The 25,972-nt window shown below is 43.1% G+C and carries 20 protein-coding genes; 8 read left to right on the top strand and 12 right to left on the bottom strand.

All coding sequences use genetic code 11. The features are described 5' to 3' along the window. Positions 1 to 12 precede the first annotated feature (12 nt). From LC608_RS21515 to bcsA, 5 genes are all read left to right on the top strand, one after another. On the top strand, positions 13 to 1,788 hold the full coding sequence (locus LC608_RS21515; protein WP_308189906.1) for a porin: 1,776 nt from the start codon (positions 13 to 15) through the stop codon (positions 1,786 to 1,788). Beyond that, positions 1,785 to 4,142 (top strand): tetratricopeptide repeat protein, encoded by a 2,358-nt coding sequence (locus LC608_RS21510; protein WP_229555444.1) that lies wholly within the window; start codon positions 1,785 to 1,787, stop codon positions 4,140 to 4,142. Before LC608_RS21515 ends, LC608_RS21510 begins: the two co-directional genes overlap by 4 nt. Before the next feature lie 39 nt (positions 4,143 to 4,181). Further along, a complete protein-coding gene (locus LC608_RS21505) occupies positions 4,182 to 5,441 on the top strand; it encodes a glycosyl hydrolase family 8 (RefSeq protein WP_229555443.1) in 1,260 nt (419 codons plus the stop codon). 95 nt (positions 5,442 to 5,536) lie between these two features. Further along, complete coding sequence (locus tag LC608_RS21500; protein WP_229555442.1) at positions 5,537 to 7,876, top strand: cellulose biosynthesis cyclic di-GMP-binding regulatory protein BcsB; 2,340 nt, start codon at positions 5,537 to 5,539, stop codon at positions 7,874 to 7,876. 57 nt (positions 7,877 to 7,933) lie between these two features. Further along, on the top strand, positions 7,934 to 10,543 hold the full coding sequence (gene bcsA / locus LC608_RS21495; protein ID WP_229555441.1) for a UDP-forming cellulose synthase catalytic subunit: 2,610 nt from the start codon (positions 7,934 to 7,936) through the stop codon (positions 10,541 to 10,543). A 194-nt stretch (positions 10,544 to 10,737) separates the two neighbouring features. Here bcsA and LC608_RS21490 read toward each other — a convergent pair whose 3' ends face one another. The 4 genes from LC608_RS21490 to LC608_RS21475 all read right to left on the bottom strand — a co-directional run bounded on the left by LC608_RS21490 (position 10,738) and on the right by LC608_RS21475 (position 14,680). Then, positions 10,738 to 11,421, bottom strand: a complete 684-nt coding sequence (locus LC608_RS21490; RefSeq protein WP_229555440.1) for a Crp/Fnr family transcriptional regulator — start codon at positions 11,419 to 11,421, stop codon at positions 10,738 to 10,740. Between the two features lie 470 nt (positions 11,422 to 11,891). Next, positions 11,892 to 13,079, bottom strand: coding sequence for a HetZ-related protein 2 (locus LC608_RS21485; RefSeq protein WP_229555439.1), 1,188 nt, complete (start codon positions 13,077 to 13,079; stop codon positions 11,892 to 11,894). Between the two features lie 856 nt (positions 13,080 to 13,935). Then, the gene (locus tag LC608_RS21480) at positions 13,936 to 14,283 is read right to left on the bottom strand and encodes a carbon dioxide-concentrating mechanism protein CcmK (protein ID WP_229555438.1); all 348 of its coding nucleotides are present in this window, start codon (positions 14,281 to 14,283) and stop codon (positions 13,936 to 13,938) included. Between the two features lie 85 nt (positions 14,284 to 14,368). After that, a complete protein-coding gene (locus tag LC608_RS21475; protein ID WP_094352432.1) occupies positions 14,369 to 14,680 on the bottom strand; it encodes a BMC domain-containing protein in 312 nt (103 codons plus the stop codon). A 305-nt stretch (positions 14,681 to 14,985) separates the two neighbouring features. Here LC608_RS21475 and LC608_RS21470 point away from each other — a divergent pair, with 305 nt between their 5' ends. Next, positions 14,986 to 15,882 (top strand): alpha/beta fold hydrolase, encoded by an 897-nt coding sequence (locus tag LC608_RS21470; protein ID WP_229555437.1) that lies wholly within the window; start codon positions 14,986 to 14,988, stop codon positions 15,880 to 15,882. A 64-nt stretch (positions 15,883 to 15,946) separates the two neighbouring features. Here the strand turns inward: LC608_RS21470 and LC608_RS21465 are convergent, their stop codons facing one another. The 3 genes from LC608_RS21465 to LC608_RS21455 all read right to left on the bottom strand — a co-directional run bounded on the left by LC608_RS21465 (position 15,947) and on the right by LC608_RS21455 (position 18,465). Beyond that, on the bottom strand, positions 15,947 to 16,945 hold the full coding sequence (locus LC608_RS21465; protein ID WP_229555436.1) for a methyltransferase domain-containing protein: 999 nt from the start codon (positions 16,943 to 16,945) through the stop codon (positions 15,947 to 15,949). A 138-nt stretch (positions 16,946 to 17,083) separates the two neighbouring features. Beyond that, entirely contained in the window at positions 17,084 to 17,830 is a 747-nt protein-coding gene (locus tag LC608_RS21460) for a hypothetical protein (protein WP_229555435.1), read from the bottom strand. A gap of 2 nt (positions 17,831 to 17,832) precedes the next feature. After that, the gene (locus tag LC608_RS21455) at positions 17,833 to 18,465 is read right to left on the bottom strand and encodes a ParA family protein (RefSeq protein ID WP_190729635.1); all 633 of its coding nucleotides are present in this window, start codon (positions 18,463 to 18,465) and stop codon (positions 17,833 to 17,835) included. Positions 18,466 to 18,748: 283 nt separating this feature from the next. Between LC608_RS21455 and LC608_RS21450 the strand changes: the two genes are divergently transcribed. Then, positions 18,749 to 20,140 carry a cytochrome P450 gene (locus LC608_RS21450; protein WP_229555480.1) on the top strand — a complete coding sequence of 464 codons (1,392 nt, stop codon included), beginning with the start codon at positions 18,749 to 18,751 and terminating at the stop codon, positions 20,138 to 20,140. 285 nt (positions 20,141 to 20,425) lie between these two features. On the opposite strand, the gene LC608_RS21445 is transcribed toward LC608_RS21450, so the two are convergent. From LC608_RS21445 to upp, 3 genes are all read right to left on the bottom strand, one after another. Next, positions 20,426 to 20,683 carry a YggT family protein gene (locus LC608_RS21445; RefSeq protein WP_190729636.1) on the bottom strand — a complete coding sequence of 86 codons (258 nt, stop codon included), beginning with the start codon at positions 20,681 to 20,683 and terminating at the stop codon, positions 20,426 to 20,428. Between the two features lie 130 nt (positions 20,684 to 20,813). Next, positions 20,814 to 21,167 (bottom strand): hypothetical protein, encoded by a 354-nt coding sequence (locus tag LC608_RS21440; RefSeq protein WP_229555479.1) that lies wholly within the window; start codon positions 21,165 to 21,167, stop codon positions 20,814 to 20,816. Positions 21,168 to 21,242: 75 nt separating this feature from the next. Beyond that, the gene (upp, locus tag LC608_RS21435; protein WP_229555434.1) at positions 21,243 to 21,893 is read right to left on the bottom strand and encodes a uracil phosphoribosyltransferase; all 651 of its coding nucleotides are present in this window, start codon (positions 21,891 to 21,893) and stop codon (positions 21,243 to 21,245) included. A 337-nt stretch (positions 21,894 to 22,230) separates the two neighbouring features. Between upp and crtH the strand changes: the two genes are divergently transcribed. Then, on the top strand, positions 22,231 to 23,721 hold the full coding sequence (crtH, locus tag LC608_RS21430) for a carotenoid isomerase (protein WP_229555433.1): 1,491 nt from the start codon (positions 22,231 to 22,233) through the stop codon (positions 23,719 to 23,721). A gap of 454 nt (positions 23,722 to 24,175) precedes the next feature. Here the strand turns inward: crtH and purT are convergent, their stop codons facing one another. After that, positions 24,176 to 25,339 (bottom strand): formate-dependent phosphoribosylglycinamide formyltransferase, encoded by a 1,164-nt coding sequence (gene purT, locus LC608_RS21425; protein ID WP_229555432.1) that lies wholly within the window; start codon positions 25,337 to 25,339, stop codon positions 24,176 to 24,178. A 65-nt stretch (positions 25,340 to 25,404) separates the two neighbouring features. After that, positions 25,405 to 25,887, bottom strand: coding sequence for a pentapeptide repeat-containing protein (locus tag LC608_RS21420; RefSeq protein WP_229555431.1), 483 nt, complete (start codon positions 25,885 to 25,887; stop codon positions 25,405 to 25,407). Between the last annotated feature and the right edge of the window lie 85 nt (positions 25,888 to 25,972).

Here is a 25,972-nt window from a genome sequence, read left to right as displayed (position 1 = left end):
TGGGTACTGGCAGTGAGCGAAAAATCTTCAGCTCAAGTCAACCCATCTCAGCTAAAGACTATCGACTACCAATTGGGTTTAGCAGAACCGCTACCAGTGCCTAAATTACCCGTTGATAAAAGTCAACAATCTCAGTCAGGGTTGCAAACATTGCCTTCTCCACGCGTAACGACTGGTGTAGCAGTTGCACCGATCGCTAATCCAGTGTTGAAAGTTGTGGAACCTAAACCAGTCAACGATCTCCAACAGATGGAGAATGTCTTTATTCAGCAGCAGGTAACTGGAAAAGCCCCGGCAGCAACACGTACTGTTGCACCACGAGTGGCAGCAGGTGGGGACACTTCTAACCTTAATTTAGGATTGCAGGGACAGATGAACGGCTCGGAGCCACCAAGAAGTAGTTCAGCCCCACTGCCACCACTCGCTAACTTGTCTGCAACGCCAGAATCAACTGCACCACCAGCACCAACTTTTAATCAACTATTCAGTTCTCAAACAGCCCCCCTATCACCAGTTCCCAACTCGGCTGCAACGCAAGAATTCACTGCACCAGGAGTAGCACCAACTTTTAATCAACTACTCAGTTCTCAAACAGCCCCTCTGCCACCACTTCCGAACTTGCCTGCAACCCCGGAATCAACTGCACCAGGAGCAGCACCAACTTTTAATCAACAATTACCAAATCCACAGACAACACCATCATTTCTTAATACGACTCCCACTCCAAGCGCAGCAGTACCAGTTGCCCCATCGATGACTACTCAACAAAGCCGTCAGCTCCCTAGCAGTAGTTTAAGGAGTTTAAGGGAACCCTCTTTACAATTCCAAGGAGTTTATATTAACCAAGGTGGCGACACCTCAGCGCGAGCGAGAGTCAGTGGAGTCTATCCACTGTCTCCTCAAGCTTTGATTGGGGCAACCCTGGACTTAACAAGCCAAGGCAGCAACCGCAACTTCGATGACTCCCGAAACGATGGTTTGAACATTAACGAGCTTTATTTGGCGACTTCACTAGCAGGAGTACCTAATCTGCGGTTTGTGATCGGTCAAATAGATTTAACGTCTTATTTTGATCGCAACAGCTTTGCTAAAGATGGAGCCAGCCAATTCTTTAATCCGGTGTTTCAAACCAACCCAGCACTGGCGGCAACAGGAATTAGTTCCCGCACTGGTTTGTTAGCTGATTGGAGTGTCACCGACAATATTGAAGCGAAAGCAGCAGTCTTTTCATCAGCCGACAAAATCGGTGACTTTTCTTTAGATGGATTTGCTGGCGAAATCGGCATCCGTTACGGCAATGCAATTATTCGTGGTACTTATGCCAGCGATCGCGATGCTGGTGTTAATGATAGCTTCCTCGAAAGCTATAGCATTGCCCGAGGTAACAATCAGTTTGGCACTGATAAAAACGATCGCGAAGAAGCATACGGTCTCAACGCCGAAGTCTTTATTCCCAATCTGAAATTAGGTTTATTTGGGCGCTATGGTCACTACGAAAACCGTACTTTAGGAGAGGGTGCAAATACTTACGTCTTGGGAGCTAGTTTTGTGGATCTGTTTACCCCAGATGACCGGGTAGGAATAGCTTATGGACGCGCTCTCTCTAACGAACAGCTACGTCGTGGAAATAGCCCCGATGTATTAGAAATGTTCTACGATTTTAAATTTCTTGACAATCTGCGGATAGGCTTTTCGGTTCAAGGGCGTGATAATTTCTCAGAAACAGTCTTCGGTATTAGGGTGAAATCAGAATTTGGTATCACTCCCAGAGGGAGAATTACTCAATGAGCCAAAATAATATAAATAAAAGGCAAAAGGGAAAAGCTAAAAAAATTAAATATCGTTCTCTTTTTACTTGTTCATTTTTCCTTTTTACTTACTTACTAACTGTGCCACCTTTGGGCAGCATTGCCCCTGCTCAAGCACAGACCTTATCAGCATCGGCACAAAAGGGTTTTGGATTGTTAAAAAAAGGCTTGATTAATGATGCGATCGCAGCCTTCCAGCAAGCCCTTAAAAGTCAACCGCAATCTTCGCAAGTTAGGTTAGGATTAGCGATCGCTTATCGCAAAGCCGGACGTATTCCCGAAGCTTGGACTGCTTATCAACAAGTATTGGCGGTAAATTCCAACAACCAACTAGCTTTAAAGACAGTTGGTATATTAGCTACTTATCGTCCTCAATGGAACTTAAAAGGAATTGAGGCTCTGACAACTTTATTAGAGTTAAATCCTAACGACTCAGAAGGTCGTCATTACCGTGCTCTACTCTACTCTTATCAAGGACGCTTAAGCGAGTCCTTGGCAGACTACCAAATTGTGCTGAACAACAACCCCACGCCAAAGGCAGTCGTTGATGCAGCTCAAACTTATAGTTACAGTGGGGATTTTCCTAAAGCACTGGAGTTGTTTAACCGCTACCGCACTACCGGTAAAGCCATTACAGAGTATGCAGCACTAGCCTACGGTCGCAGCTTACGAGAAACAGGTAATCCTGGAGGGGCGGTACAGGTGTTAGAAGCGCAGTTGCAGCGCTCCAATAAACTTAACGAGATAGGGTTTGAAACCCGTAAAGAACTAGCCGTAGCATACCTTGCCAATCAACAACAAGCTCAAGCATTGGCGGTTTTGGATGTATTACAGGGAAGGCCAGATGCGATTTTGCCGTTAGCGCGATCGCTCAATGAAATTCGCAAGTACACCAACAACCCCACTCTCACCCAGCAAGTTTTCAAGCTCTACCGTCAAGCACTGCAAACCGATCCCAACCCTTCCCCCAAACTACTGCGCGAAGTCGCCGATGTCTTTGCTGGGTTCCCCGAAGGACGACAAACAGCACTACAACTGTATCAACGGGTGGCGTTAGAATTTCCCAACGATCAAAGTTTGGTGGTGCAGCAATTAGCTTTAGAAAATCAGCTAGGTTTACTCGGTAAAAATGACTTGAAACAGCGTTTGACTACTGCAATACAATCAGCGCCGAGCGATCGTGTCCAGTTGCAACAGCTAGCTAATGCTTTAGTGAACATTGATGTTCCCGACCCAGAATTTTTACCTGTGTACCAAAATCTTTTACAAATGGGGGTTAACGTACCATTTTTGAATTTCCGGGTGGCGCAGATGTATGTGCAGCGCCAAGAGTTGAATGGTGCAAGGCAAGCTTTGGCAGCTTACACAGCTACCCCCGCAGGTGCTAAAGACCTCGCGCCCCAATTACTAGCAGCAGAAATTGAGCGTCGTGAGGGTAATCTCGAAGCTAGCGGTCAACGTTACCAAGCTGTGATTGCTAGCAAGCCAAATAATAGCGATATTATTGATGCTGCTTTGGGCGGACTGGCTGGAGTGCGACTGCAACAAAAGCGTTTTGATGAGGCTGTGACAGTTTATGACCAATTGATAGTTCGCAATCCTCAAAATTTGCCGATTCAACTAGGGCGGGCTAGTATCGCCTATCAAGCCAAGCGAATCTCCCAACCAGAAGCAGAGGCAGTTCTCAACAATTGGTTAGCTACACAACCTGCAACCAATACTCCTCCAGAACTATACAGTTTGATAGGAGCGTTGCCTACTGATCCGCAAAAAGAAGCTTTATATAGCTATCTGGTAGAAACTGACCCTAGTTCCATACCACTACAACTACGCCTATTACAGGTGATAGCAAAACGCAATCCTGCCCAAGCACAAGCGCGGATGAAGCAGTTGATTGCTCGTATTCCCAACACTTCTGACTCATACCAGTTGCAGGCAGAGTTGGCTCGATCTGTAGGTGATTTGAATTTGGCTAGCAGTACCTATCAGACTATTTTGGCGCAGCAACCAGATAACATTGATGCTTTAGCAGCTTTGGGCGGAATTCGCTTTGAACAGCGCCGCTTTGAATCGGCACAGGAGATTTATGCTCAAGTGTTGGCACAAAAACCGGAAGACAAAGGCACACGCCGTGCCCTTGCTGGATTGAATGCAATTTTAGATCAGCCTTTGACAGCACTGGCACAGCTAGAACAACTGCAATTAGAAGCAGCCGCAGAAGGAGGAAACGATAGCGATGCATCTCGGCAAATACAGCAAATCCAAACAGACTTTCTGCTACGGCGAGGATTTCAACCCCCTTGGGAAGATTATCAACGTCGAAACAGAAATTAGCGATCGCTTAAATCTTTTACAAATCAAACTGTTCTTAGGATGTGGCACTTCCCAAAAGTGGCAGCTATTGCCTGCCTGATTAGTTTATCTGCCTGTGTCTCTAGTTACTCGGCAGCAAACCCCAAAACGCCGGATGAGCAAACTCCGGTGGCAAACGTCCCCACTAAAGGTAGTAGTCAAAATATCACTGGATTATTAACCGATCTTCCTAAATCCACCCCCAACCGGGAATTACTAGCCCAAAGTTGGGATAGCTACCGCCAAAGATTTATTCAGTCAGATGGGCGGGTGATTGATTACGAAGCAAGCGATCGCTCAACTAGTGAAGGTCAAGCTTATGCTTTGTTAAGAGCAGTACTAATTAACGATCCGACAACTTTTGCTCTGACTTTAAACTGGTCGGAAAATAACCTCCAGCGCCAAGTAGGTGGTAAACGCACAGATAGTTTGTGGGCTTGGAAGTGGGGACGAAAGCAAGATGGTAACTGGGGTGTCATCGACAGCAACTTTGCTAGCGATGGAGATATAGATGCGATTACTGCCCTGATTTTAGCATCACGGCGTTGGCATCAACCCGAATACCTGAAACTAGCAAAACTCAAACTGCAAGATTTGTGGAATTTGTCCACTATCTCAAAAACCCAAGGTAAGCGCTACCTGTTACCAGGGCCTGTAGCTGCATTTGTCCCGGATGCATCTACCCTTTACCTGAATCCCTCTTATTTTGCACCCTATGCTTTTCGCATCTTTGCACAAGTTGACCCCCAACATGATTGGTTGAGTTTGGTAGACAGCAGCTATCAAGTGCTAGAAGATTCTGCAAAGCTTTCTAAGGTAGGTTTACCCAGTGATTGGGTAGCTCTAAATACCAAAACAGGACAATACCAAACCCTACCAGCATCTAGTCCTCTGAAGAGTTTGTATAGTTTTGATTCCTATCGAGTTTGGTGGCGTTTGTCGTTGGATGCTGCCTGGTTTAAGTCACCCCAAGCGCAGCGCTATCTAGTGACATCCACTCAGCACCTGCAAAAACTGTGGGCTAAACAATCAAGTTTACCAGCAGGCATTGATCTCCAAGGGAAACCATTAGTGGATTACGAAGCTACATCCCAATACGCTATGTTGTATGCCGCTATGCAGTTGGTGAAACCAGTGATCGCTCAAGAACTGCTTGTGAAAAAAATACTGCCTCAATACAAGCAGGGAATTTGGGGAGACCAATCTGCTTATTACACCCAAAATTTGGCTTGGTTAGGATTGCTACCTCCAAAGGCAATTCCTCAGCGATTGCTTAAATGACATTCCCTGACCCTGAGTTAGGGCAGAAGCTTCCCAATTACCTTTCGCTCCCCGCAAAAAATTTGAGTAAATTCACACTAAAATCACGCTCTACCATGAAGCAATTGTTTCATCTTTCCCAAATTAGTAAAAAAGCAATTATTGTTACTTCTTGCTTTTTTTTGTTTCCTAGTTCATTATTGAGCGCTCAAGCTCAAACCAAAGGTGATCTGCAACAAGAAGTAACTTTATTAGCTCAAGCAACGACATCAGAAAATACTAGTAAAGCAGATTTAAAAGCTCCTAGTGCCAAGAATCTGGCAACTTACACCCTAGAATTTAATCGTAGTCCGATTGTGGGCAATCGAATGCGCTTGCGCGGGGTTTACTCAGAAGGTCGTCTTGCCTTTACCCGTCCTCGTGGCTGGAAACTAGATCGGGGTAAGGTACAAGCTTTAATTCGTTTTCAACACTCACCATCGCTGTATGCCAATCGCTCTAACCTGACTGTGCTATTGAATGGCATCAGTGTTGGTAGCGTACCACTCAATCGTAAAGAGTCCCAAGTAGGTCAAGTACTGTTCAATATCCCACCCAAGCTGCTGCAAGACTACAATGAACTCACATTGGTAGCACAGCAAAATAACACCCTCGAATGTAGCGACCCTAGTAGCCCCGACTTGTGGACAGAGATTCTGCCAGATTCCAAATTAATCTTGAACTATGAACGGCAGCCGATTCCTCTGAATTTCAGCCGCTATCCTTATCCTTTCTTTGACGAACTCGGCTTAGAAACTAACCAAATTGCTTATTTGCAACCGAGTCAAGTCGATCAATCCTGGTTGACAGCAGCAGCTCGCTTACAAGTGGCATTGGGGAGAATCGCAGATTTTCGCCCGATTCAGACGAGTTTGGTGTCTGATGTCACAAACGTGAAGGCAAACGATCGCTTGGTCATTATTGGTACTCCCAACGAGCAACCAACCCTAAATACTTGGAAGAATTTGCCCCTGAAAGTTGTCAGCAATCAAATTCTTGATCGTGATAATAACCCCGTACCAGATGAAACAGGGGTGTTGATTGTAACTAAAACTGAAAAGAGCGGGGTTCCGGTTTTAATTGCCACTGGCAACAGTGCAAAAGCTGTAGAAAAGGCAACCCAATTTTTATCACAGCCAGACTTGCGGAAAATGGGTACTGGTCAGGTGGTTTTTGTCGATACCCTCAAGGAACCTTCGACACCAGGACTCCGCCAATGGCCTCGTTATTTGCCAGAACAAAATTCTTTTAAACTGGGCGACATCAAAACCCAAGTAAATGGTGAGCCATTTAGTGATGTGACTGTACGTGGGATCGGAGCGCCGCCAATTGAAATTGATTTTCGGGCTTTACCAGATGATAGATTTCTGCGCGGTAGTTCCATGAATCTGGTGTACAGCTACGGACCGCAGGTTAATCCGCGAACTTCTGCGATCGAAGTTTTACTAGATGGAGTTTTCATTGGTGGGGCACGTATTGATTCCGAGTCGGGAGAAACTCGCAAAAACCTCAAAGTCAATTTGCCGGAAAACTTGATCAAACCCAACTCAAAACTACAAGTTTTCATGCGGATGAATCCGAGAGAACCGTTTGATAAACAGAACTGTCTTCAGCCACCAGATCAACAACTTACAGGTACGGTGCATTCTGATACTAGCTTCGACCTGAAGCGGGAAATCTCTACACAACTACCAGACTTGAACCTGCTGAAATTTGGTTTCCCCTTTGCTGCACCACAGGATTTGTCTCAGACAGCGATCGTCTTACCACAAATCCCCTCGAAGACAGATGTGTTGACCTTGTTGGCTTTTAGCGAACGCTTGGGAAGGCTCAGTCAAGCAGATGCTGTCAAGCTAAATGTTTATACACCAGATGCTTTGCCAACACAAGCCCGCAAAAATGACCATTTGGTAGGAATTGGAACGCGAGAAGACTTTCCTTTTCCCGAAGTATTTAATTCCACTGGCTTCAACTTGAGTCAGGCATATTCCCGCTCCTCTGCCAATGCTGTAGTTCAAACGCCGCAAGATACACAAGGGATGATTAAGCAAATTATCTCTCCTTGGAACAGCGATCGCGTCGTTCTAGCTTTAACATCTCAAACCGAAACTGGTTTAGAGCGAGTGCGACAAGTCCTCAATCAAGACCCGTGGTTCTTCCAACTCAAGAAAGATACGGTGCTAATTAGTAGCGATCAAAAAGACCCAGTTTCCTATGATGCTGATGCTTATCAACTACAGTTTTTCCAAAGCACCCCAAACACTCGTCGCTTGGAAAATACCACTATCCTCAGTAAAGCATCACGCTTTTTACAAGAAAATTGGCTATTGCTACCTGTAGGCATTTTCACTGTGTCTCTAATTCTTTACGGGATTCTTCAGTTGTATCTCAAGCGCTTGACTGCTGATAAAAAGTAGACAGTTTCGGTCAGGTATCGCCAATCTTAAATTTAAATTTCAAAATTTAGATCCAAAATGTCTTCTTCTCCCCCCACATCGCCCCGGAAATCACGCGATCGCCAGCGCTTAAAATTGAGCAATTGGTTGATTGATATTACCCCTAGATTTTTTGACCGCACTCTCCAAAAAGTGGGTGTGAAACAGTTTAAGTGGTTTATCCTGCTGCTATTGTTGCTCTCAGTGCCACTTATTGTTACCCCGATAGAAGTTTGGCAGCAAGGATTGGTAGCAGTGTTTCTCGTGCTACTGGGACAACTACTTATACACGCAGAATTTCAAGAGTCCTCTTCAGAAATCAGCCACTATTATCACCTGTTTATGCTGTGGCTGAGTATGGTAACAACGCTGCGTTATTTATACTACCGCACCAGCTACACCCTCAACTTTGATGGTTGGCTTAACAGCATCGCTTGCGTATTGTTGTACGCCGCCGAACTTTATGCCATCCTCACGTTGGTATTGGCATACTTTCAAACCCTGAAAATTCAAGAACGCCAACCAGTTAATCTCACAAATATTCCTGTTGAAGAATGGTTCAAAGTTGATATCTACATCCCCACATACAACGAAGATGTGGAGATTGTTCGCAAGACGGCTGTGGCAGCCTTAGCCTGTGATTATGCTCCTGATAAAAAAAAGGTTTATGTTCTTGATGATGGTCGTCCAGAAAAGTATAAAGAGAACGACCCACGCCGAGAACAGTTTAGTAAAAGACGGGAACAGCTACGGCAAATGTGCCAAGAACTCGGCTGTATACACATGACGCGGGACAATAACGACCACGCTAAGGCTGGTAATATCAATACCGCCTTTTACAAAACCGATGGCGATTTAGTGTTGATTTTGGACTGCGACCACATCCCATCGCGGCAAATTCTCTTGCATACAATGGGTTTTTTCTTCGATCCCAAAGTATCGTTTGTCCAAACTCCTCACTGGTTCTATAACCCCGATCCCTTCGAGCGTAATTTGGTCACCAAAGGTAGAATACCCGCAGGCAATGAACTATTCTATAAGGTACTGCAAAAAGGTAACGATTTTTGGAATGCCGCCTTTTTCTGCGGTTCCGCAGCATTAATCCGTAAATCCCATGCTTTAGAAGTTGGGGGAATTGCGGTGGAAACCGTGACGGAAGATTGCCACACTGCTTTGCGATTGCATTCGTTGGGTTACAAGTCTGTCTACTACGACAAAATTATGGTGGCTGGTTTAGCGCCAGAAACGTTTTCTTCTTACGTGGGACAACAAGTGCGTTGGGCAAGGGGGATGGCGCAGATTCTGCGATTAGAAAACCCCATTTTTAATCCGAAGCTGAATCTAACATTTGCACAACGGATTTGTTACTTTAGCGCAACCTCACACTTTTTGTATGGTTATCCTCGACTAATATATGCGATCGCTCCGACACTATTTCTATTATTTGGCGTTAACTCTGTCCAAGGTTTGGGTTTAGAAACTCTAGCCTACGCCCTACCCCATATTCTCCTGTCCCTTTTTACTAACTACATCATTTACAAAAACGTCCGTTTCTCCTTCTGGAATGAAATTTTTGAATTTGCGATGGCTTTCCAGGCTGGGTGGGTGACGATGTTAGCGCTGTTTAATCCGAAGCTGGGTTCATTTAACGTTACCGACAAAGGAACGTCTATAACCAAACGCACCTTTGATTGGGAATCGATGCGTGGTCTTTTGGTGGTGACAGCACTTGTAGTCTCTTCCTTGCTAGCTGTTCCCTATTGGCTGCTGTTACATCCTGAAGATTGGCAAGCGGTCTTAGTCAACACTATGTGGTCTATTTTTAATCTGGTTTTGCTGATAGCTGCTTTGCTGGTTGGCTTTGAACAACCACAAGTACGTACTGCTCACCGTTTACAGCGTCGCCTCCCCATCTTAATTACCAGTAATGGTCAAACAATCATGGGCAAAACGGTGAATATTTCAGAAACTGGAGCATTAATTTCTTTAGAAACTTGGCCCAATTTGCTGGAGGAAGCGGAAGTTGAGGTGATGGGAGATTATACTGCTAGCGCCTCTTTAACAGCGCAGATTGTCCGAGTCTCTCCTATTAATGACACAGAAACGCTTTTGGCTGTTGATTTTGTGAAGCTCAACGATGCCCAACGCGATGCTTTAACTCTAGTTTTGTATTCTGATGTCCGAGAGTGGTACTCTCAAAAGGGCCAGTATGTAGACCGACCCTTCGCTTCTCTTGGATTCTTAGCCACAAGTTTGACTCGGGCCTTGGGTGACGTAAAACAAACTAGCCGTAAAAAGGTACGCAAGCAGGTAAATAGCCATAGCCGACTCTACTGGGATGGTAACTTCTTCTTTGCAGTAGCCACAGAATTAGGAACAACGGGTTTGCGCTTGGAAATAGAGGATACAAAAGCCGTGTCTTCTCACAAAATGATAGGACAACAGGATTTGCACACGATGCGAACTGTTAAACCATTAGTTGGTTTACTGTTGAATGAGGATGAGGATAACCTCTCATCTAACCGATTTGTTGCCGAAATTTATGCAGTAGAAGAGACAAATGGCAAGATTACACTCGAATTAAATTTTCCAGAAAAATTCAAAGAACGTCAGGACACAAAAATTAAACAATTGTTGGAGGTTCTGTAGCAGAAGTACTTGACTAGATTTTGACCAGCGCAAGCTCCATTTAAGCCCAAATGTTGCTTGCGCTTGGGAGTGTTTTAAATTGCAAAAGTCAATTCAATTATTGTAGGGTGTACAGCGTTCGACTGAGCGCTACCCACCCCAAAATAAGTAATTGAATATTTTTTAATTTGTCAGTCCCTAATAACCCTTAGCAATTACACTTTGCCAGCCAAGTTCATCAATTGTTTGAAGTTCACGAGATAAATGATGTTCTTGGCGCTGTCAATTTTGATCCACCCTTTCTCATGCAGCTTTTCCATAATTTTGGTGGTTTCGTCAACACCAATTTCTGTTACCTCTGCTAAATCTTTGAAAGGAATGTTAAAAATTTCTTTTCCACAATTCGATTCTTGACCATAGCTTTCGCCTAAAGTCACTAGAGTATGGGCAAGTTTGACTGCTGGTGGTGAAGACCGCATTTGTAAGCGCAAGTTAATTTGCCGCAATCGCCGCACCATAAGTTGTAACATCCGATGATGTAACTGTGGGTCTTTGAACAAGATTTGAATAAAACGCTCTCTAGATACACTCAGCAAATTCACAGACGAAAGGGCTATGACATCGGTTGAGCGTGGAGATTCATCCAAAATTGCCATTTCTCCAAAAAAATCGCCCTTACCAAAAATTGCCAGAGCTAGTGAATCTTCCCCGACGGTACGCCGGACTTTGACCCAACCTGAAACAACGAAGTAAACGGCGTTACCCCAGGCATCTTCCATCACAACGGCTCGCCCAGATGGGTATTCATGTTCAATTGCAACGTTGAGCAGCCATTCCAAAGTTTGGGGCGTGGCTGTACTCATTAAGGGGAAAAGTTCACTAAAAACCTCAGTCTGCATGAAATATTTATAAAAAATGGATTCAAGAGCAGGAAACTAACTTTGTCACTATAAATTTGTTTAAACCGTAATCTTATCTAGAATACGGTAGCAAAATCTCTATCTATTTGAGTTGAACTCTAAGCTTGATCAGTCTAAAGTTCGATTACAACATAGCAATTATGTAAAAAATTGGAATCAGCGATTTCACTTACAGAAATATGATTTAAGGTTTAATCAATTAATCAAAATTTTAGTTGTAGATATAAAGCTTACTAGTATAAAAAATATATCAGCCGAAAATTGCCATGAGACATAACGCGTTCAAAATTAATCCCATGCTTTTAAGCGTGGTTCGTTTTGCTTCTGCCTTTTGAAGTTCTACTCTAGTAACTGAGGCATGAGGGGATGAACTTGCGATCAATTCTCCCCTGCTCGCCATTTCCTAGTTTGGTACACCACCTTAATTGAGCAACTAAATGTCTCACAGGCTACTCCTGGCTTCTTAAAGATTGGGCAGCAAGATAGATTTTTGTCCATTCACCTAGCACTTGATGAGTTTTGAGTTTTAACTGTTGGCCTATTGCTTCTATTGAGTTACCTACTCTCCGCAAATCTAAAATCTGCCGCCCCAGAGGAGTCAATTTTTCATCCAGTTGTTGCCATTGGTTTTGGGTTAAACCCAGGTTATGTTCTTGCAAGGAAATTGAGAGCCAATTGTCTACTAGCTCTGGTTTATCTTTGAGGGCAAAAACACGCACAGCGTGGTAACTGATTTTTTCTCGCAGACGGTATACTTCTTTAGTCTGCTTATTTAATCTGTGGGCGATCTCTTCCTGGGATTTTCCTTGTAAATATAGCCGTAGCCACTGTAGTGCGTCTGTTCCCAGATTTTCTTGTAGATAATTTTCAAATTCTTTTTGTACTGACTGACGCAGGGCAAGTTGTTCCTCTAGCTGTTGTGCTTCAATATATTCTGCGATCGCCTGATTATCAACTAAGTTAACTCGATTGTCATTGTCGTCTGTGAGAACTTCTTCTGACACGAGTCTAATCAAGTCACGGCCCGGCACTTGGGTTAAGCCACCGCGCTGAGTGCGACGCAAGTAATTTACAAACCGATAAGCTAATAGGGGTTGATTGCGGACTGGCCGCAGACAATATTCTTCCACACTGGCAAATAGCAGAGCATCTCCCAATCGTCTATCACTTGTATATTTGGCAATATCAGCCATTTGCTGTTGCATCTGGCTGTCGCTTTGCAGTAATTCTTGGAGTACTTCTTGCAATACATCCATCACACTACGCTGGCGATCGCGGCTTAGGGCAACCCAAGTCTGAATTTTATTCCGTAATGTTACTAAGCTCCCCAATCGCGTTATCAAGTTCCGATAAGCACGTTCTCGCCCTAGCCCTAAATAGCGTTGACGTAAAATTCTCCAGCGATATTCCATCGCTTGCTTGGCGATATCGAATTCTTTAGGGTTAAACAGATCAAACCGTTTGGAGTCAGATCCCAACAGCCAGAGAATAATGCTTTCCCTAACAGCTTCATTTTGGTCTGGACATTCGGCAGCCAAGCGCTTTCGCCAATCTAGAGCTAGTTGTTCCACATCTGTTGTCATAGTGAGATTGCGTTCCTCGAAACTCAATTTTGAAGTTTGCATCACAACCCCCATTTGTCCCACCTAATTGTTTAACTGGCAACCTGCCCGGATTTCATGAATCTCATGAAAATAGCTCAGTGATTCCACTTTTATTACGTCTTAATTCACTAGAATTATGCAGAAATTTCTATATTGATGTTTTGCTTCCAATTTACAAATGCCCCAAACCCATACCCATTAAGCTTTTAAGGCTATTTTTTAATTTAACCTTTTTGTAAAGTTATGTTTTGTAACTGAGAATATAGATTTGCCTACAGTGGTGGGGATAAACCTTTGCACGAGGTGGTTTGAGGAAATCTGAACATTTTGTAACCGAGCTGAGGAACGAATCTAATTTAACTCAGTATTTAAGCGTAATTTTACTCGTATAAGTTTCAAGGCTCTATAAGCCATTACGGAGAAAAATACTTAGTTAAATCTCAATACAGGTGTTGGTGATATTTTGCCTCGGAAGATCCCCCAAATCCATACCAGTCGCTTATGGGGTAGCCCTGCCGTGGACGGATTCCCCAGAATAAAGTAAGTGCCTGGAAACCCCCAGAATCATATTAAGTCAAATTTCGTAGTATATTTTTAGTCGATTAAATGTATATACGTAAACTAGCGTTTAAGAGGATGTTTGGTAAGCTGAGTTATTCTTACAACTTTTACATTCTCAAAAATCAATAGTCAACAGTCAATATTAATTTTGACTATTGACTTTGACTGTTGCTTTCTCTGTGCTTAAAAATTCAACTTATGCAAAATCTAAAAACAGAAAAATTTGCAATCCTCTAAAGTTTTGATAGTCAGAAGTCTCACAAGAAACTTATCTTTAAATTCATTTATGGGAATTTTTTGTTTTGAATTCCCCCACAGGAGGTTGAATCTATCGACTGTTTGATCTAACAATGGGATTTTCTACAGATTCTCGATACCCTTGCACTTGTTCTGTGTAACCAATTGGCAGAACAGCTTCAACGTTTTCATGGGGACGAGCAATAATTACCCAGGATTCAAGTGTACCGCCAAAAACATTTTCTGCGGCTTCAATACCGGCAGCCATAGCGGCTTTTACTTCAGAAACATCGCCACGAATATTAACTGTAAAACGAGCGCTACCTACTCTGATATAACCTACGAGGGTGACTCGACCAGCTTTTACCATAGCATCTGCTGCTGCTAGCACCGCAGGGAAACCTTTCGTTTCAAGTGCTCCAACTGCCTGTAATGACATTATTAATCTCCTGTATGAATAAACGATATGGGGACTACCAGTTAATTGTACGAAGCTTCGCTACAGATTTTAATAGCAAAATTGCTTAGAACATGCGGAATGGTTCTGATTCTTCAGTGAAATGGATTGGTAATATGGTTTCAACATTTTCTGGGGGATTGGGAACGATGTAGTAGGTAATTACTGTACCAACCTTAACTTCCTCTCCAGCTACGATTCCGGCTTCAACAGCTCTATTTACTTCAGAAACGTGTCCCCGCACAGCGACTAACAAACGAGCGCTTTCTGCTTGACCATAATACACAATTGTGACTGCGGCAGCTTTGACCATTGCATCTGCTGCTGCTAAGACACTAGGAAAACCTAAAGTTTCAATTACGCCAACGGCCATTGGCATGGCATTAGCTCCTGGATTAAGGGATAGGCGATTTTAATTGTACGTGGCTTTAGTCCCATTTTTAACATTTTAGAAAACTTTTTTTGATGTCATAATTTTTGGGGGAGTGGGGAGTGGGGAGTAGGGAGTGGGAAGTTAGGAGTTAGGAGTTAGGAGTGGGAAGTGGGGAGTTAGAATGTTTTGATAGCTGCTGGTCTATATTTTATGTATTACAATTAATATTTCAGGATGTTAGTTTGTGTAATTTTGTTGTTTAAGAAAATCAGCGATGTGTGGAAGCAAGCTAGTACGATAAACTGAAATTTATGTTTCCGAATTTTCTTCCTAAAGCAGTTGGGCAACTGACAGAATCTGCCTCGATCGCACTAGCTCAAAGTATTCAAACAACTGCGATCGCTACTCCTTTAATTAATCAATCAGTTACCACAACATTTGTCAAGCAAGGGAGCGGTGGAACTCCTATTTTATTAATTCACGGCTTTGATAGTTCTGTATTAGAATTTCGACGGCTTTTGCCATTACTATCTGGAGATAATGAAACTTGGGCAGTGGATTTGTTGGGTTTTGGGTTTACAGATAGACTTTCAGAAATTGCCTATAGCCCAACTGCGATTAAAACCCATCTTTATTATTTCTGGAAAAGCCTGATTAACCAACCTGTGATTTTGGTAGGTGCTTCGATGGGGGGTGCGACTGCAATTGATTTTACGTTGACTTACCCAGAAGTAGTAAAAAAACTGGTGTTAATTGATAGTGCTGGCTTGGCGGGTGGTTCCCCATTAAGTAAATTAATGTTTCCCCCATTTGATTATTTAGCAACTCAGTTTTTGAGTAATATGAAGGTGCGCGATCGCGTTTCCCGCATTGGATATAAAAACCAAAGTCTTGCCTCTGTCGATGCGCTATGTTGTGGCGCATTACATCTACAAATGCCGAGTTGGCATCGAGCTTTGATTACTTTCACTAAAAGTGGTGGTTACAGTGCTTTTAGATTTAAAAAAATATCAAAAATTGTGCAAAAAACGCTAATTTTATGGGGCGATTCCGATAAAATTTTGGGTACTAAGGATGCCATGAGATTTAAAAGAGCAATTCCACATAGTACCCTCATCTGGATTCAAGATTGTGGACATCTCCCTCACTTAGAGCAACCACAAATTACTGCCCAGCATATTTTAAATTTTTGTGCTGAATCACATTAAATCATCGCTGAAAATCAACAGAAAATTGATCATCATGCGATAGCTTTGCTCGCCGTAGGCATCGCTACCTAACCAAGTTTGAGGGAGTTTGGTTAGCAAAGTTTGTGTCCATCAATTCTGTGCCTGAGTCCGCCCGTACAGCGCGGAACATTCCAAACCGACACAGCCCTGCACCAAATGCCAAACGCATCAGTAAAAGTGTCGGCACTTCCCGCACAGACTTGACAAAACCAGACAGTCCAAAACGCACCAATCCGTCTGGCCGAGCTATCCCTTGCCAGATTGAATCTAACCAAGAAGGAAGCGTTTCTTTCGTCCAGTCTGCTGTAATTACCTCCCCCTCAACTAATTTCGTCTCTGCTAAAAGCTCAGAAAAGCCTTCTATGCTGGAGAAAGCTGGATGAGACCACTGATCGAGAAGTTGTCTCATCACTGGTTCCTCCCAAAAATTTAGCGGCTTTTGGCGGTCATCTCTTTGATTCCAATCAGCTACAACCAACACTCCACCAGGCTTTAGCACCCGGATTAATTCTCTGGCAAAAACAGCTTTATCGGGCATGTGAGGGCCTGCTTCAATCGACCAGACCACATCAAAACTGCCATCTGGAAACGACAATGCCATTGCATCATCAATCGCAAACTGGGCGTTTAGCCCTTGGGGCGTTAACTCTTGGGCGCGTTTCACCTGCTGTGGGCTGATCGTAATTCCTGTGACGGCAAACCCATAATCTCGCGCTAAAATCCGACTACTGCCTCCGATACCACAGCCAACATCTAAGACGGTAGTACCAGGAGGTAATTTATCTAAACCACCCCATCTAACCATTTCATGTACAAAGTCAGATTTAGCAGCCAAAAAATCCTTCCGTCGTGGCGGCGAACCGTAGTGACCGAGGTGAATGTGTTCTCCCCAATAAAACTCTAGGATGCCGTCAACAGTCCATTGATCGTAGGAATTTGCGACTGTGCCAGAAGATTGATACTTGCGAGCAGTCAGGAAATAAGCCGCAATTCCCATCACTAAAAGCAGAAGAACACCAATTACAAAATATAAGGTTGACATTGTTTTGAAAGCTTCCCATACAACTAACGTAGCTGGTTGACTATTATTCAATTTCCTGAAAGCCCTATGTGATTTTGATCTTGGTGAATTCTACTTTTATTCAAGCTTATCAATATTTAGACGCGTTTGGCTTAGACTCTAGTCAAGTAACCACATCTCGTTAGAAGTCTCAGGATACTCATTTGGTTGATTTTGTGGTTGATTTTGAGCTAGTGGTTGCGATGACCGATGTGATTTTTTGTAGTTAAGTGGATTGTAGTGGTCTTTTACTGGTTTTATAGCACTAGTTTCTTTTACAACACTACCAGCATACTGATCTGGTTGATTTTGAGCTAGTCTTTCTGATGAAAGATGTGATTTTTTGTAGTTATATGGATTGTAGTGTTCTTTTACGGGTTTTATAGCACTAGTTTCTTTTACAGCTATAGCAAGTTTAGAATTATCTTCTGCTGTTTGTTTTAAAGCATTAATTTCTTCTATAAGCTGGGAATTTGCTTCTGCTAGTTGTAGTGCTGTTTTTTTAGTTTCTTCAAGTTCTCTTGCAACTTGTTGTACTAATGATTTATGTTCGGATGCTAATGTTTGTTGTTTAGATAGTTTTGATTGCAAATCAGCAATTTGTTGCCCAAGAGATGCTTCATTTTTATGGCTTTTTTCCAGATTAGCTGTCAACTCTTTGACAGTTGCTTCTAAATCAGCCTTAGTTGGGCTTGTGCGCTTAGTAGAATTTGCCTCAGGTGTTTGTGCTGAGGATTCTTCATCAGATGAAGCTTGTTCTTCGGCAATTTCTTGTGCTGTAATTTCAATCGCAGATTCCCCTTCGGTGGGTGTAAATTTTTGCGCCTCTTCTTGTAGTAAGTCAGAGAGACTTTGTTTCCTAACCATTATTATTTTCTCCAATCACGCTGTAATTCATCAGCTGCACGGCGGTAGTCTAACTCCGCCTCCCGTGCATTACTTCCTCGCCATTGACTAATCGCTACACCCTCAAGTGCCGCTCGTTCATGAGCTTTATAAGCACGGATAAAGGTATTACAAGCAGGAATACCTAATCGAGTGAGAGTGTTTTTTGCTTCTAGTGCTTCCCCCATACTGCGCGTATCCACTTTGGTAAGCAGTACCCGATGGGGAGTTCCCACGGGGATGACGGCTTCCTTAACTGTTTCTACTAGGATAGCTAAATCCATTGCGGCTGGGGGTGTAGGCAAAACTAGATAATCTGCGATCGCAACTACCGCCACTAATGCTTCAGAGCGCAGCGCGGGAGGCGTATCTACTACTACTAAATCGTAACCTGTTATCTTTTGTAAATCACCTAAAAGTGTGGGATCTGTTTCTTGAGATAAATCAAATCCCATTCCCTGCTGACTGCGCCCAAACCACCAACTGGCAGAACCTTGAATATCTGCGTCAATCAGCAGTACCTTTTTTTTCTTCGCAAAGTTTGCAGCCAGATTGACTGCGGTGGTCGTTTTACCGACTCCTCCTTTACCGTTGAGAATAGCGATGATTTTTGGCACTGCTTTAGCTAGGAAAAGGGAGTGGGGAGTGGGGGGTGGGGAGTAGGGAAGAAATCTTTTTCATTTTTGGTTGTGGGATTTTTTAATTATGGACTGACTTGAAAGAGTGTTGAGTACTGAGTTAGTTATTAGAAGTTATTAGTTATTATCCTTCTCTTCCACTTTCTACTCCCTACTGCCTACTGCCTACTCCCCCATGATGAATATACCGCTTTATGTGGGCCTCAAGAACATGAAAACTCGTAACAATAAAATTCAGAAGCCATCAATTCTCCAAACTCCGATGACAGCAACTTACAATTTGCCTGATGGTCCTCAAATGCCGCGCTGGCTGCGGATGATCAAGTTTATTGGTCAGCCTATAAAATATGTGGATGATTTTGCCAAAATTTATGGTGACACTTTCACCATCAGAAGTAGTCGCTCTAACAACCATATTGTGTACTTTAGTCAACCCCAAGCGATTGAGCAGATTTTTACTGCTGATTCCAGCCATTTTGAGGTTGGCAGGGGGAACATAGGACTAAAATTTTTGCTTGGCGATCGCTCCTTTATGTTAGCGGATGGCGATCGCCACCAGCGTCAACGGCAACTACTAGCTCCTCCTTTTCATGGCGAAAGGATGCGGGCTTATGGTCAGGATATCCAAAAAATAACCCGACAAGTGAGTAATCAATGGCAAATTGGCAAGCCTTTTAATATCCGTGAGTCGATGCAAGAAATCACTTTGCGTGTTATCCTGCGGGTTGTATTTGGTTTAAATGAGGGAGAGCTTTTTGAGTCACTGAGGCGATCGCTAAGTGACTTACTAGACTTCATTAGTTCGCCCGTAATGTCTAGCGCCTTCTTTCTCAGGTTCATCCAAAAAGATTTCGGTGCGTGGAGTCCGTGGGGCCGGATTCTCCAACAACGGCAAAAAATTGATCAACTTATTTATGCTTTACTTCGAGAACGTCGGGCTGAATCCGATCAAAATCGTCAAGATATCCTGAGTTTGATGATGGCAGCCCGTTACGACGATGGACAAGGGATGTCAGATGAAGAATTACACGATGAGTTGATGACACTGCTAGTTGCAGGACATGAAACTACCGCTTCTGCGTTGACATGGGCTTTTTACTGGATTGACCATTTACCAGAGGTGCGTGAAAAATTACTACAGGAACTCAATACGATTGGAGTTAACCCCGATTTGAGTAGTGTAGCTAAATTGCCCTATTTGACAGCAGTGTGCCAAGAAACATTGCGAATTTACCCAATTGCCATGACTGCTTTCGTGCGGGTTGTGAAGATCCCAATAAAAATTATGGGCTACGAACTGCCACAAGGGACAGCAATAGTCCCCAGTATTTATTTAGCGCATCATCGAGAAGAAGTTTACCCACAATCAAAGCAGTTCAAACCAGAACGCTTTTTAGAAAGACAATATTCACCTTATGAATATTTCCCCTTTGGTGGCGGTAATCGTCGCTGTATTGGGATGGCATTTGCCCAGTATGAAATGAAAATAGTCTTGGCAACTATTTTGTCAGAACTTCAAGTATCGCTAGTGAACAAACGTCCTGTGCATCCTGTGCGGCGTGGGTTAACTATAGCTGCACCTGCCGGAATGCGGATGGTTGCTACACCTCAAGTTAAGCGTGCGAATACCGTTGCCGCCTCTAGTTTAGGTTGATGTACTTAAGTGAAGCTATGCTGAAGGCGATCGCTTTTATTCTCTAATAATATGGGCAAACTAAATAATAAATTGCAAACGCGCTGAAGCTGCACTTTGTAACTCCCAAAAAAGCTTCTCGTTGCTGATTCAACAAAGGTCAATGGCGGTAATTGAATAGAGGTTTGAATTTCTGGTTCTTCTCTATCTAAAAAAATTGTAGAGACGCTTTCACAATTGGCGTCTCTACAATTTTTCTTATTCGGGTATAAATCAAAATCCCTGTACGAATAGATGGCAGATTAGTTAAAAAGGAATAGCTCTCAGAAAGCCACCAGCTAAGTTGAGCGCGAAGAAAGCTAAGATTGGAGAAAAATCCATACCGCCTAATGGGGGAATAATTGAGCGGAATAGATTCAAATAAGGGTCGGTTATCTGGGCTAAAGCAGCAAATGGCTGATTATACCAGTTGATTTGCGGAAACCAGGTCAACAAAACCCGGATAATTAGCAAATAGCTATAAAAGGTGACAAAGGTAATTAGTGTCGTAATCAGTAAACTCATGGATAGCTTTGTTTCCTACTAAGTGTCAAACGCGGTCTTATCTTTTAATTTTAATTTAGTCTATGTCATGGTGTTTGCGGATTCCCGATCTACCACACTTGACACTTCTTTCACCACGCCTGAACAAACTTCAAGAGTCTTTAGTGAGGGAGCGATCATTGCTTGCTTGGGGTGAACCGCTATTAACATTTCCCAGTTGCTTCCGCACATCATCAATTGTGGCATTTAGCTGGGCAATTTTATCTTCTAGCGATCGCCTAGCCGTTTCTATACCGATGTTCTCGCTTTCTGAGGCTTTCATCTGACGCCGCTTTGCTGCTATTTTCTTGGCTTCGGCTTGGCTATCCGTCAGTTCTGTCTCGTCCTCTGCTAGCAATTCTGGATTGCGTCGAGAAACAATCAGTGCCCCGATAACACCGCCAAATACGCCACCGACAAACGCCCCTGCTACAAAACCACTGCCAAAACCATCTCGTTGACTCATATCTTTACCGCCTTCAACAAACCTTGCAACTTTTACAGTAGTTATGCTATTTTCCTGCCCTAGCTGCATAGTAGCTTAAGTCCCAAAGATGCGATCGCCTGCATCTCCCAATCCCGGTACAATATACCCCTTGTTGTTAAGTTTTTCGTCAATAGTCGCTGTGTAAATTATTAAACCTGGATAAGCTGCACTCAGTTTTTGCAAAGCTGGTGCAGCCGCCACTACGCAGACAATCCGGGTCAAGGCCGGATCGGCACCCCGTTGTGTCAATTCTGCCATTAACGCCATGATCGACCCTCCTGTTGCCAACATTGGATCGGTAATTAACACTCGTGTTTCGGGGTCAAATTTTTCTGGTAACTTGTTCAGATAACAATGAGGTTGCAGTGTTTCTTCGTCTCGCACCAAACCAAAATGGTAAATAGAAGCTAAAGGCAGTAAAGTCTGCGCTCCCTCAAGTAATCCTAGTCCAGCCCGTAGAATCGGCACTACTGCCACTGGTATTTGCGGATCAATCACAGTTGCCAAACAGGTATCCAAGGGACTCTGCACCGTCGTTTCTTGGGTTGGCAACCAGTCTCGTGCAGCTTCATAAGTCAGCCATCTTCCCAACTCAGTCATGGCACTGCGAAATAACACTGAAGGTGTGCCTGCATCACGGGCAACTGCCAGCCAGTGTTTTATCAGGGGATGGGGTGGAACATAAACCCGCAATTGTAGCGTCATAGCCAGAAATAAGGGCTTTTTTATTGTATAAGAACTGAAAACACCATAATACTCTTTCCTGCATCCGGCTGACAGCTGATAATTAACGCCGTCAATTTTATTGATAAAGTTTTTTATTAATAATTGATATTAATTCTCAATCAAGGCTATATTGTTATACAGTGTTCTCCTCTCTTTTAAGGATCGGCAGACGGGATTAGCCAGCAGCAGCAGGCTCGTCCCTCTTTTTTTTGATTAGTCATTAGTCATTGGTTATTGGTCAGGTCATTAGTCAATATTGATTGACTCTAGACAAAAGACAAGGGACTCTAGACAAAGGACAAAGAACAAATGACAAATGACAATTGATGCAATCGTGATAGGGTCTGGGATTGGCGGATTAGTAACAGCAACCCAGTTAGCAGCTAAAGGAGCAAAAGTGCTGGTACTGGAACGTTATTTGATTCCAGGTGGGAGCGCTGGTTATTTTGAACGCCAAGGTTATCGATTTGATGTTGGCGCATCGATGATTTTTGGGCTGGGACAGAACGGCACTACTAATTTACTCACCCGCGCTTTGTCAGCTGTGAAGGTTAGCCAAGAAGCGATCGCAGATCCGGTGCAGATTCACTATCATCTACCCCAAGGTTTAGACCTGAAGGTTGACCGAGTTTATGAAAAATTTTTGCAAAATCTTATTGCTCATTTTCCCCATGAAGACCAGGGGATTCGTCGCTTTTATGACGAATGCCAAAAAGTATTCAAGTGTCTCAACAGCATGGATTTGCTGTCGCTAGAAGAACCTCGCTATCTACTGCGGGTATTTTTTCAGCATCCTTTGGCGTGTCTTGGTTTAGCTAAGTATCTGCCCCAAAATGCCGGGGACGTGGCGCGGCGCTACATTAAAGACCCGCAATTATTGAGATTTATCGATATGGAGTGTTATTGCTGGTCCGTGGTTCCATCAGACATGACACCAATGATTAATGCTGGGATGGTCTTTTCTGACAGGCATTATGGCGGAGTTAACTATCCTAAAGGCGGGGTGGGACAAATTGCCCAAAAACTGGTAGAGGGTCTAGAGAAGGCTGGAGGTAAGATTGAGTACCAAGCTAGAGTCACGAAAATTGTCACAGAACAGGGAAAAGCGGTAGGTGTACAACTGGCTAATGGTAAAGTATATCGGGGTAAACGCATAGTTTCTAATGCTACACGCTGGGATACATTTGAACAATTATTACCAGCAGAAGAAATGCCACATAATGAGAAAAAGTGGCAACAAAATTATCAAAAGTCTCCAAGCTTCTTGAGTTTGCACATCGGGGTAAAGGAGTCAGTTTTACCTGCGGGGACAGAGTGCCACCATATTTTGCTAGAAGATTGGGAAAAGATGACAGCAGCAGAAGGCACTGTTTTCGTTTCGATCCCCACATTGCTTGATTCAGATTTAGCACCAAATGGATATCACATCATTCATGCCTTTACGCCTCATTGGATAGATGATTGGAAAAAACTCTCTCCGAGTGAGTACGAAGCGAAGAAAGAAGATGCGGCTTGGCGAATTATTGATCGCCTAGAAAAGATTTTTCCCGGATTAGACACTGGATTGGATTATCTGGAAGTGGGGACACCGCGCACCCATCGCCGCTTTTTGGGTCGTCAGGATGGCACTTATGGGCCAATTCCCCGACGGAAGTTGCGGGGGTTATTGAATATGCCCTTTAATCGCACAGCTATTCCAGGACTTTATTGTGTAGGGGATAGTACTTTTCCGGGTCAAGGGTTGAATGCAGTAGCTTTTTCTGGGTTTGCTTGCGCCCACCGCATTGCTGTAGATTTAGGATTATGAAGTACCCTAGCCTCAGCGAAGCAGGCTGGGAGCTTCCAACATTAAAAAAATTTTTATAATTGCGCTTTAATGGTGAGCGGTTTTTGTTTTCCAAGAATCTTACTCACACACAAAGAAAATCTTCTGAAATTTAGCTGGTTTTTACCCAGTTTCTTAATTTTGTTTCTGTTTGGCTCCAGTGTCAAAGCTGCTGCGATCGCTAATTAGGATATTGGGGGCTTTTACCCAACTTTTCGGTAAAATGGAAAATTTCAGTCCACTTGAGTGGACTTTAGCTATCAGCCCAGAACTTAAGTTCTGGGCTGATATTGGGTGAGCGCGAAACTTTGACTGTTACAAAAATGTGGTTAACGACAAGCTTTTTAAGGGCGCTAGTAGAGCGAACCCCAAAGACTTATGGTGTTGGGTTATAAGCTTAAGTTTACACCAATGGCGCACTGCGTCCCTACAGGAATTAGATAATTGTGATTTTGCTTGCAGCTCTAATAGCCTTTTCTCTAGCCTCTTCGACATTATCATCCTTCGCCAAAGCTACGCCCATTCGCCGATATGGATGAGCATTAGGTTTACCAAATAATCTAATATCTACATCTTTTTCTGACAAAGCATCGGCTACACCACTAAAAGCAATAGAATCAGATTTTTCTGAAGCTAAAATTACCGCGCTGGCTGATGCTCCTAGCAGTTCTATATGAGGAATTGGCAAGCCTAAAATTGCTCGCAGATGAAGTTCAAATTCGTTTAAACTTTGTGAGATTAATGTCACCATTCCTGTATCGTGAGGTCTGGGAGAAAGCTCAGAAAAAATCACTTCGTCTTTGGTAATGAAAAATTCAACGCCAAAAATTCCGGCTCCTCCTAAAGCATCGGTGACTTTTATAGCTATTTCTTGGGCTTTTACTATCTTGTCTTCAGAAATTAGTGCGGGTTGCCACGATTCTTGATAATCGCCTCTTTCTTGACGATGACCAATAGGAGAACAGAAAATAGTCGGTGCATTCCACTGTTTAATTGTCAGTAAAGTTATCTCAATTTCAAAGTTAATAAATTCTTCTACGATGACCTTTTGACTGTCTCCTCTAGAATTAGCGATCGCATAATTCCAAGCCCTCTCAACCTCACTCTCGTCCTGCACTACAGACTGACCTTTACCAGAGGATGACATTACAGGTTTAACAACATTACTAAACCCAATTTCATCAGAAACTGCAATCAATTCTTCTAGAGTTGTTGCATAACCATATTTAGCCGTTCTGATGCCTAATTTTTGATGTGCCAATTCCCGAATTCTATCACGGTTCATTGTATAGTTAGTGGCAGCCGCAGTCGGTATAACTGTAATCCCTCGCTGCTCAAATTCGAGCAGTTTTTCTGTTCTGATTGCTTCAATTTCTGGTATAATAATATCTGGCTGATGTTTTTTCACTACAGCTTCTAAATCATCAGCACTGAGCATAGAAATAACTTCATAAGCATCAGCAACTTGCATAGCTGGAGCATTGGCGTAGCGGTCAACGGCAATCACATAATTACCAAGACGTTGAGCTGCGATCGCAAATTCTTTGCCTAGTTCTCCTGAACCCAGCAACATCAATTTTTGGGGCAACTTAATACTCATTAATTTATCCAGGTCAATCTCAATTTAATAATCTTATAATTTTGTGTGTTTTAATTAGCATTTTCTCAGGAATTAAATCTAGCTCTGCGTGATTGTAAATCTTGGCGTTGCAGATGATTTAAACCAGTACCTACGCCAAGCTGACACTTATCGACTAGAGTCTCTACCCAAATAGTCTCGTTAAGAGTTGCACCTCGTAAATCTGCATTTCTCAAGTCGGCTTTCGTAAAATTTGCAAATAAGAGGTCTGCATTGACTAAGCTACTGCCTTGTAGGTTTGCTTCTGATAAGTTTCCTCGAATTAAGTTTACTCCATCTAAAATTAAACCAGATAAGTCTGCTCCTATTAGATTCGGAAACTTTAGCTGACTTGGATATTTAAAAAACCCCATCATACAGATTATATTTGCTTCATTTAGACGGATCTTAGTTAAAAAATCATAACGAGCTATGCCCAGTTGCTTAAGAGTTTGTAGACGCTGTAGGGGACTTTGTTCTAAAAACTGGATAGCTGTATGGCGTAGGTCTTGAGTCGGCAGATTTAGCATTATTGTTAGATTGTTGTGATACTCGTGCTAATTAAAGGTTTAACCTTAACGCAAAAACCCCGATTTCTCAAAGAAATCGGGGTTC

This window comes from Nostoc sp. XA010 (assembly GCF_020829625.1).
Lineage (GTDB): Bacteria > Cyanobacteriota > Cyanobacteriia > Cyanobacteriales > Nostocaceae > Nostoc.
This window is presented reverse-complemented; position numbering and strand designations above follow the sequence as displayed.

Coding starts and splice junctions, on each gene's coding strand:
- LC608_RS21510 (WP_229555444.1), top strand. CDS start 1,785: ATGAGCCAAAATAATATAAATAAAAGGCAAAAGGGAAAAGCTAAAAAA.
- LC608_RS21505 (WP_229555443.1), top strand. CDS start 4,182: ATGTGGCACTTCCCAAAAGTGGCAGCTATTGCCTGCCTGATTAGTTTA.
- LC608_RS21500 (WP_229555442.1), top strand. CDS start 5,537: ATGAAGCAATTGTTTCATCTTTCCCAAATTAGTAAAAAAGCAATTATT.
- bcsA (WP_229555441.1), top strand. CDS start 7,934: ATGTCTTCTTCTCCCCCCACATCGCCCCGGAAATCACGCGATCGCCAG.
- LC608_RS21490 (WP_229555440.1), bottom strand. CDS start 11,421: ATGCAGACTGAGGTTTTTAGTGAACTTTTCCCCTTAATGAGTACAGCC.
- LC608_RS21485 (WP_229555439.1), bottom strand. CDS start 13,079: ATGGGGGTTGTGATGCAAACTTCAAAATTGAGTTTCGAGGAACGCAAT.
- LC608_RS21480 (WP_229555438.1), bottom strand. CDS start 14,283: ATGTCATTACAGGCAGTTGGAGCACTTGAAACGAAAGGTTTCCCTGCG.
- LC608_RS21475 (WP_094352432.1), bottom strand. CDS start 14,680: ATGCCAATGGCCGTTGGCGTAATTGAAACTTTAGGTTTTCCTAGTGTC.
- LC608_RS21470 (WP_229555437.1), top strand. CDS start 14,986: ATGTTTCCGAATTTTCTTCCTAAAGCAGTTGGGCAACTGACAGAATCT.
- LC608_RS21465 (WP_229555436.1), bottom strand. CDS start 16,945: ATGTCAACCTTATATTTTGTAATTGGTGTTCTTCTGCTTTTAGTGATG.
- LC608_RS21460 (WP_229555435.1), bottom strand. CDS start 17,830: ATGGTTAGGAAACAAAGTCTCTCTGACTTACTACAAGAAGAGGCGCAA.
- LC608_RS21450 (WP_229555480.1), top strand. CDS start 18,749: ATGACAGCAACTTACAATTTGCCTGATGGTCCTCAAATGCCGCGCTGG.
- LC608_RS21445 (WP_190729636.1), bottom strand. CDS start 20,683: ATGAGTTTACTGATTACGACACTAATTACCTTTGTCACCTTTTATAGC.
- LC608_RS21440 (WP_229555479.1), bottom strand. CDS start 21,167: ATGAGTCAACGAGATGGTTTTGGCAGTGGTTTTGTAGCAGGGGCGTTT.
- upp (WP_229555434.1), bottom strand. CDS start 21,893: ATGACGCTACAATTGCGGGTTTATGTTCCACCCCATCCCCTGATAAAA.
- crtH (WP_229555433.1), top strand. CDS start 22,231: ATGACAATTGATGCAATCGTGATAGGGTCTGGGATTGGCGGATTAGTA.
- purT (WP_229555432.1), bottom strand. CDS start 25,339: ATGAGTATTAAGTTGCCCCAAAAATTGATGTTGCTGGGTTCAGGAGAA.
- LC608_RS21420 (WP_229555431.1), bottom strand. CDS start 25,887: ATGCTAAATCTGCCGACTCAAGACCTACGCCATACAGCTATCCAGTTT.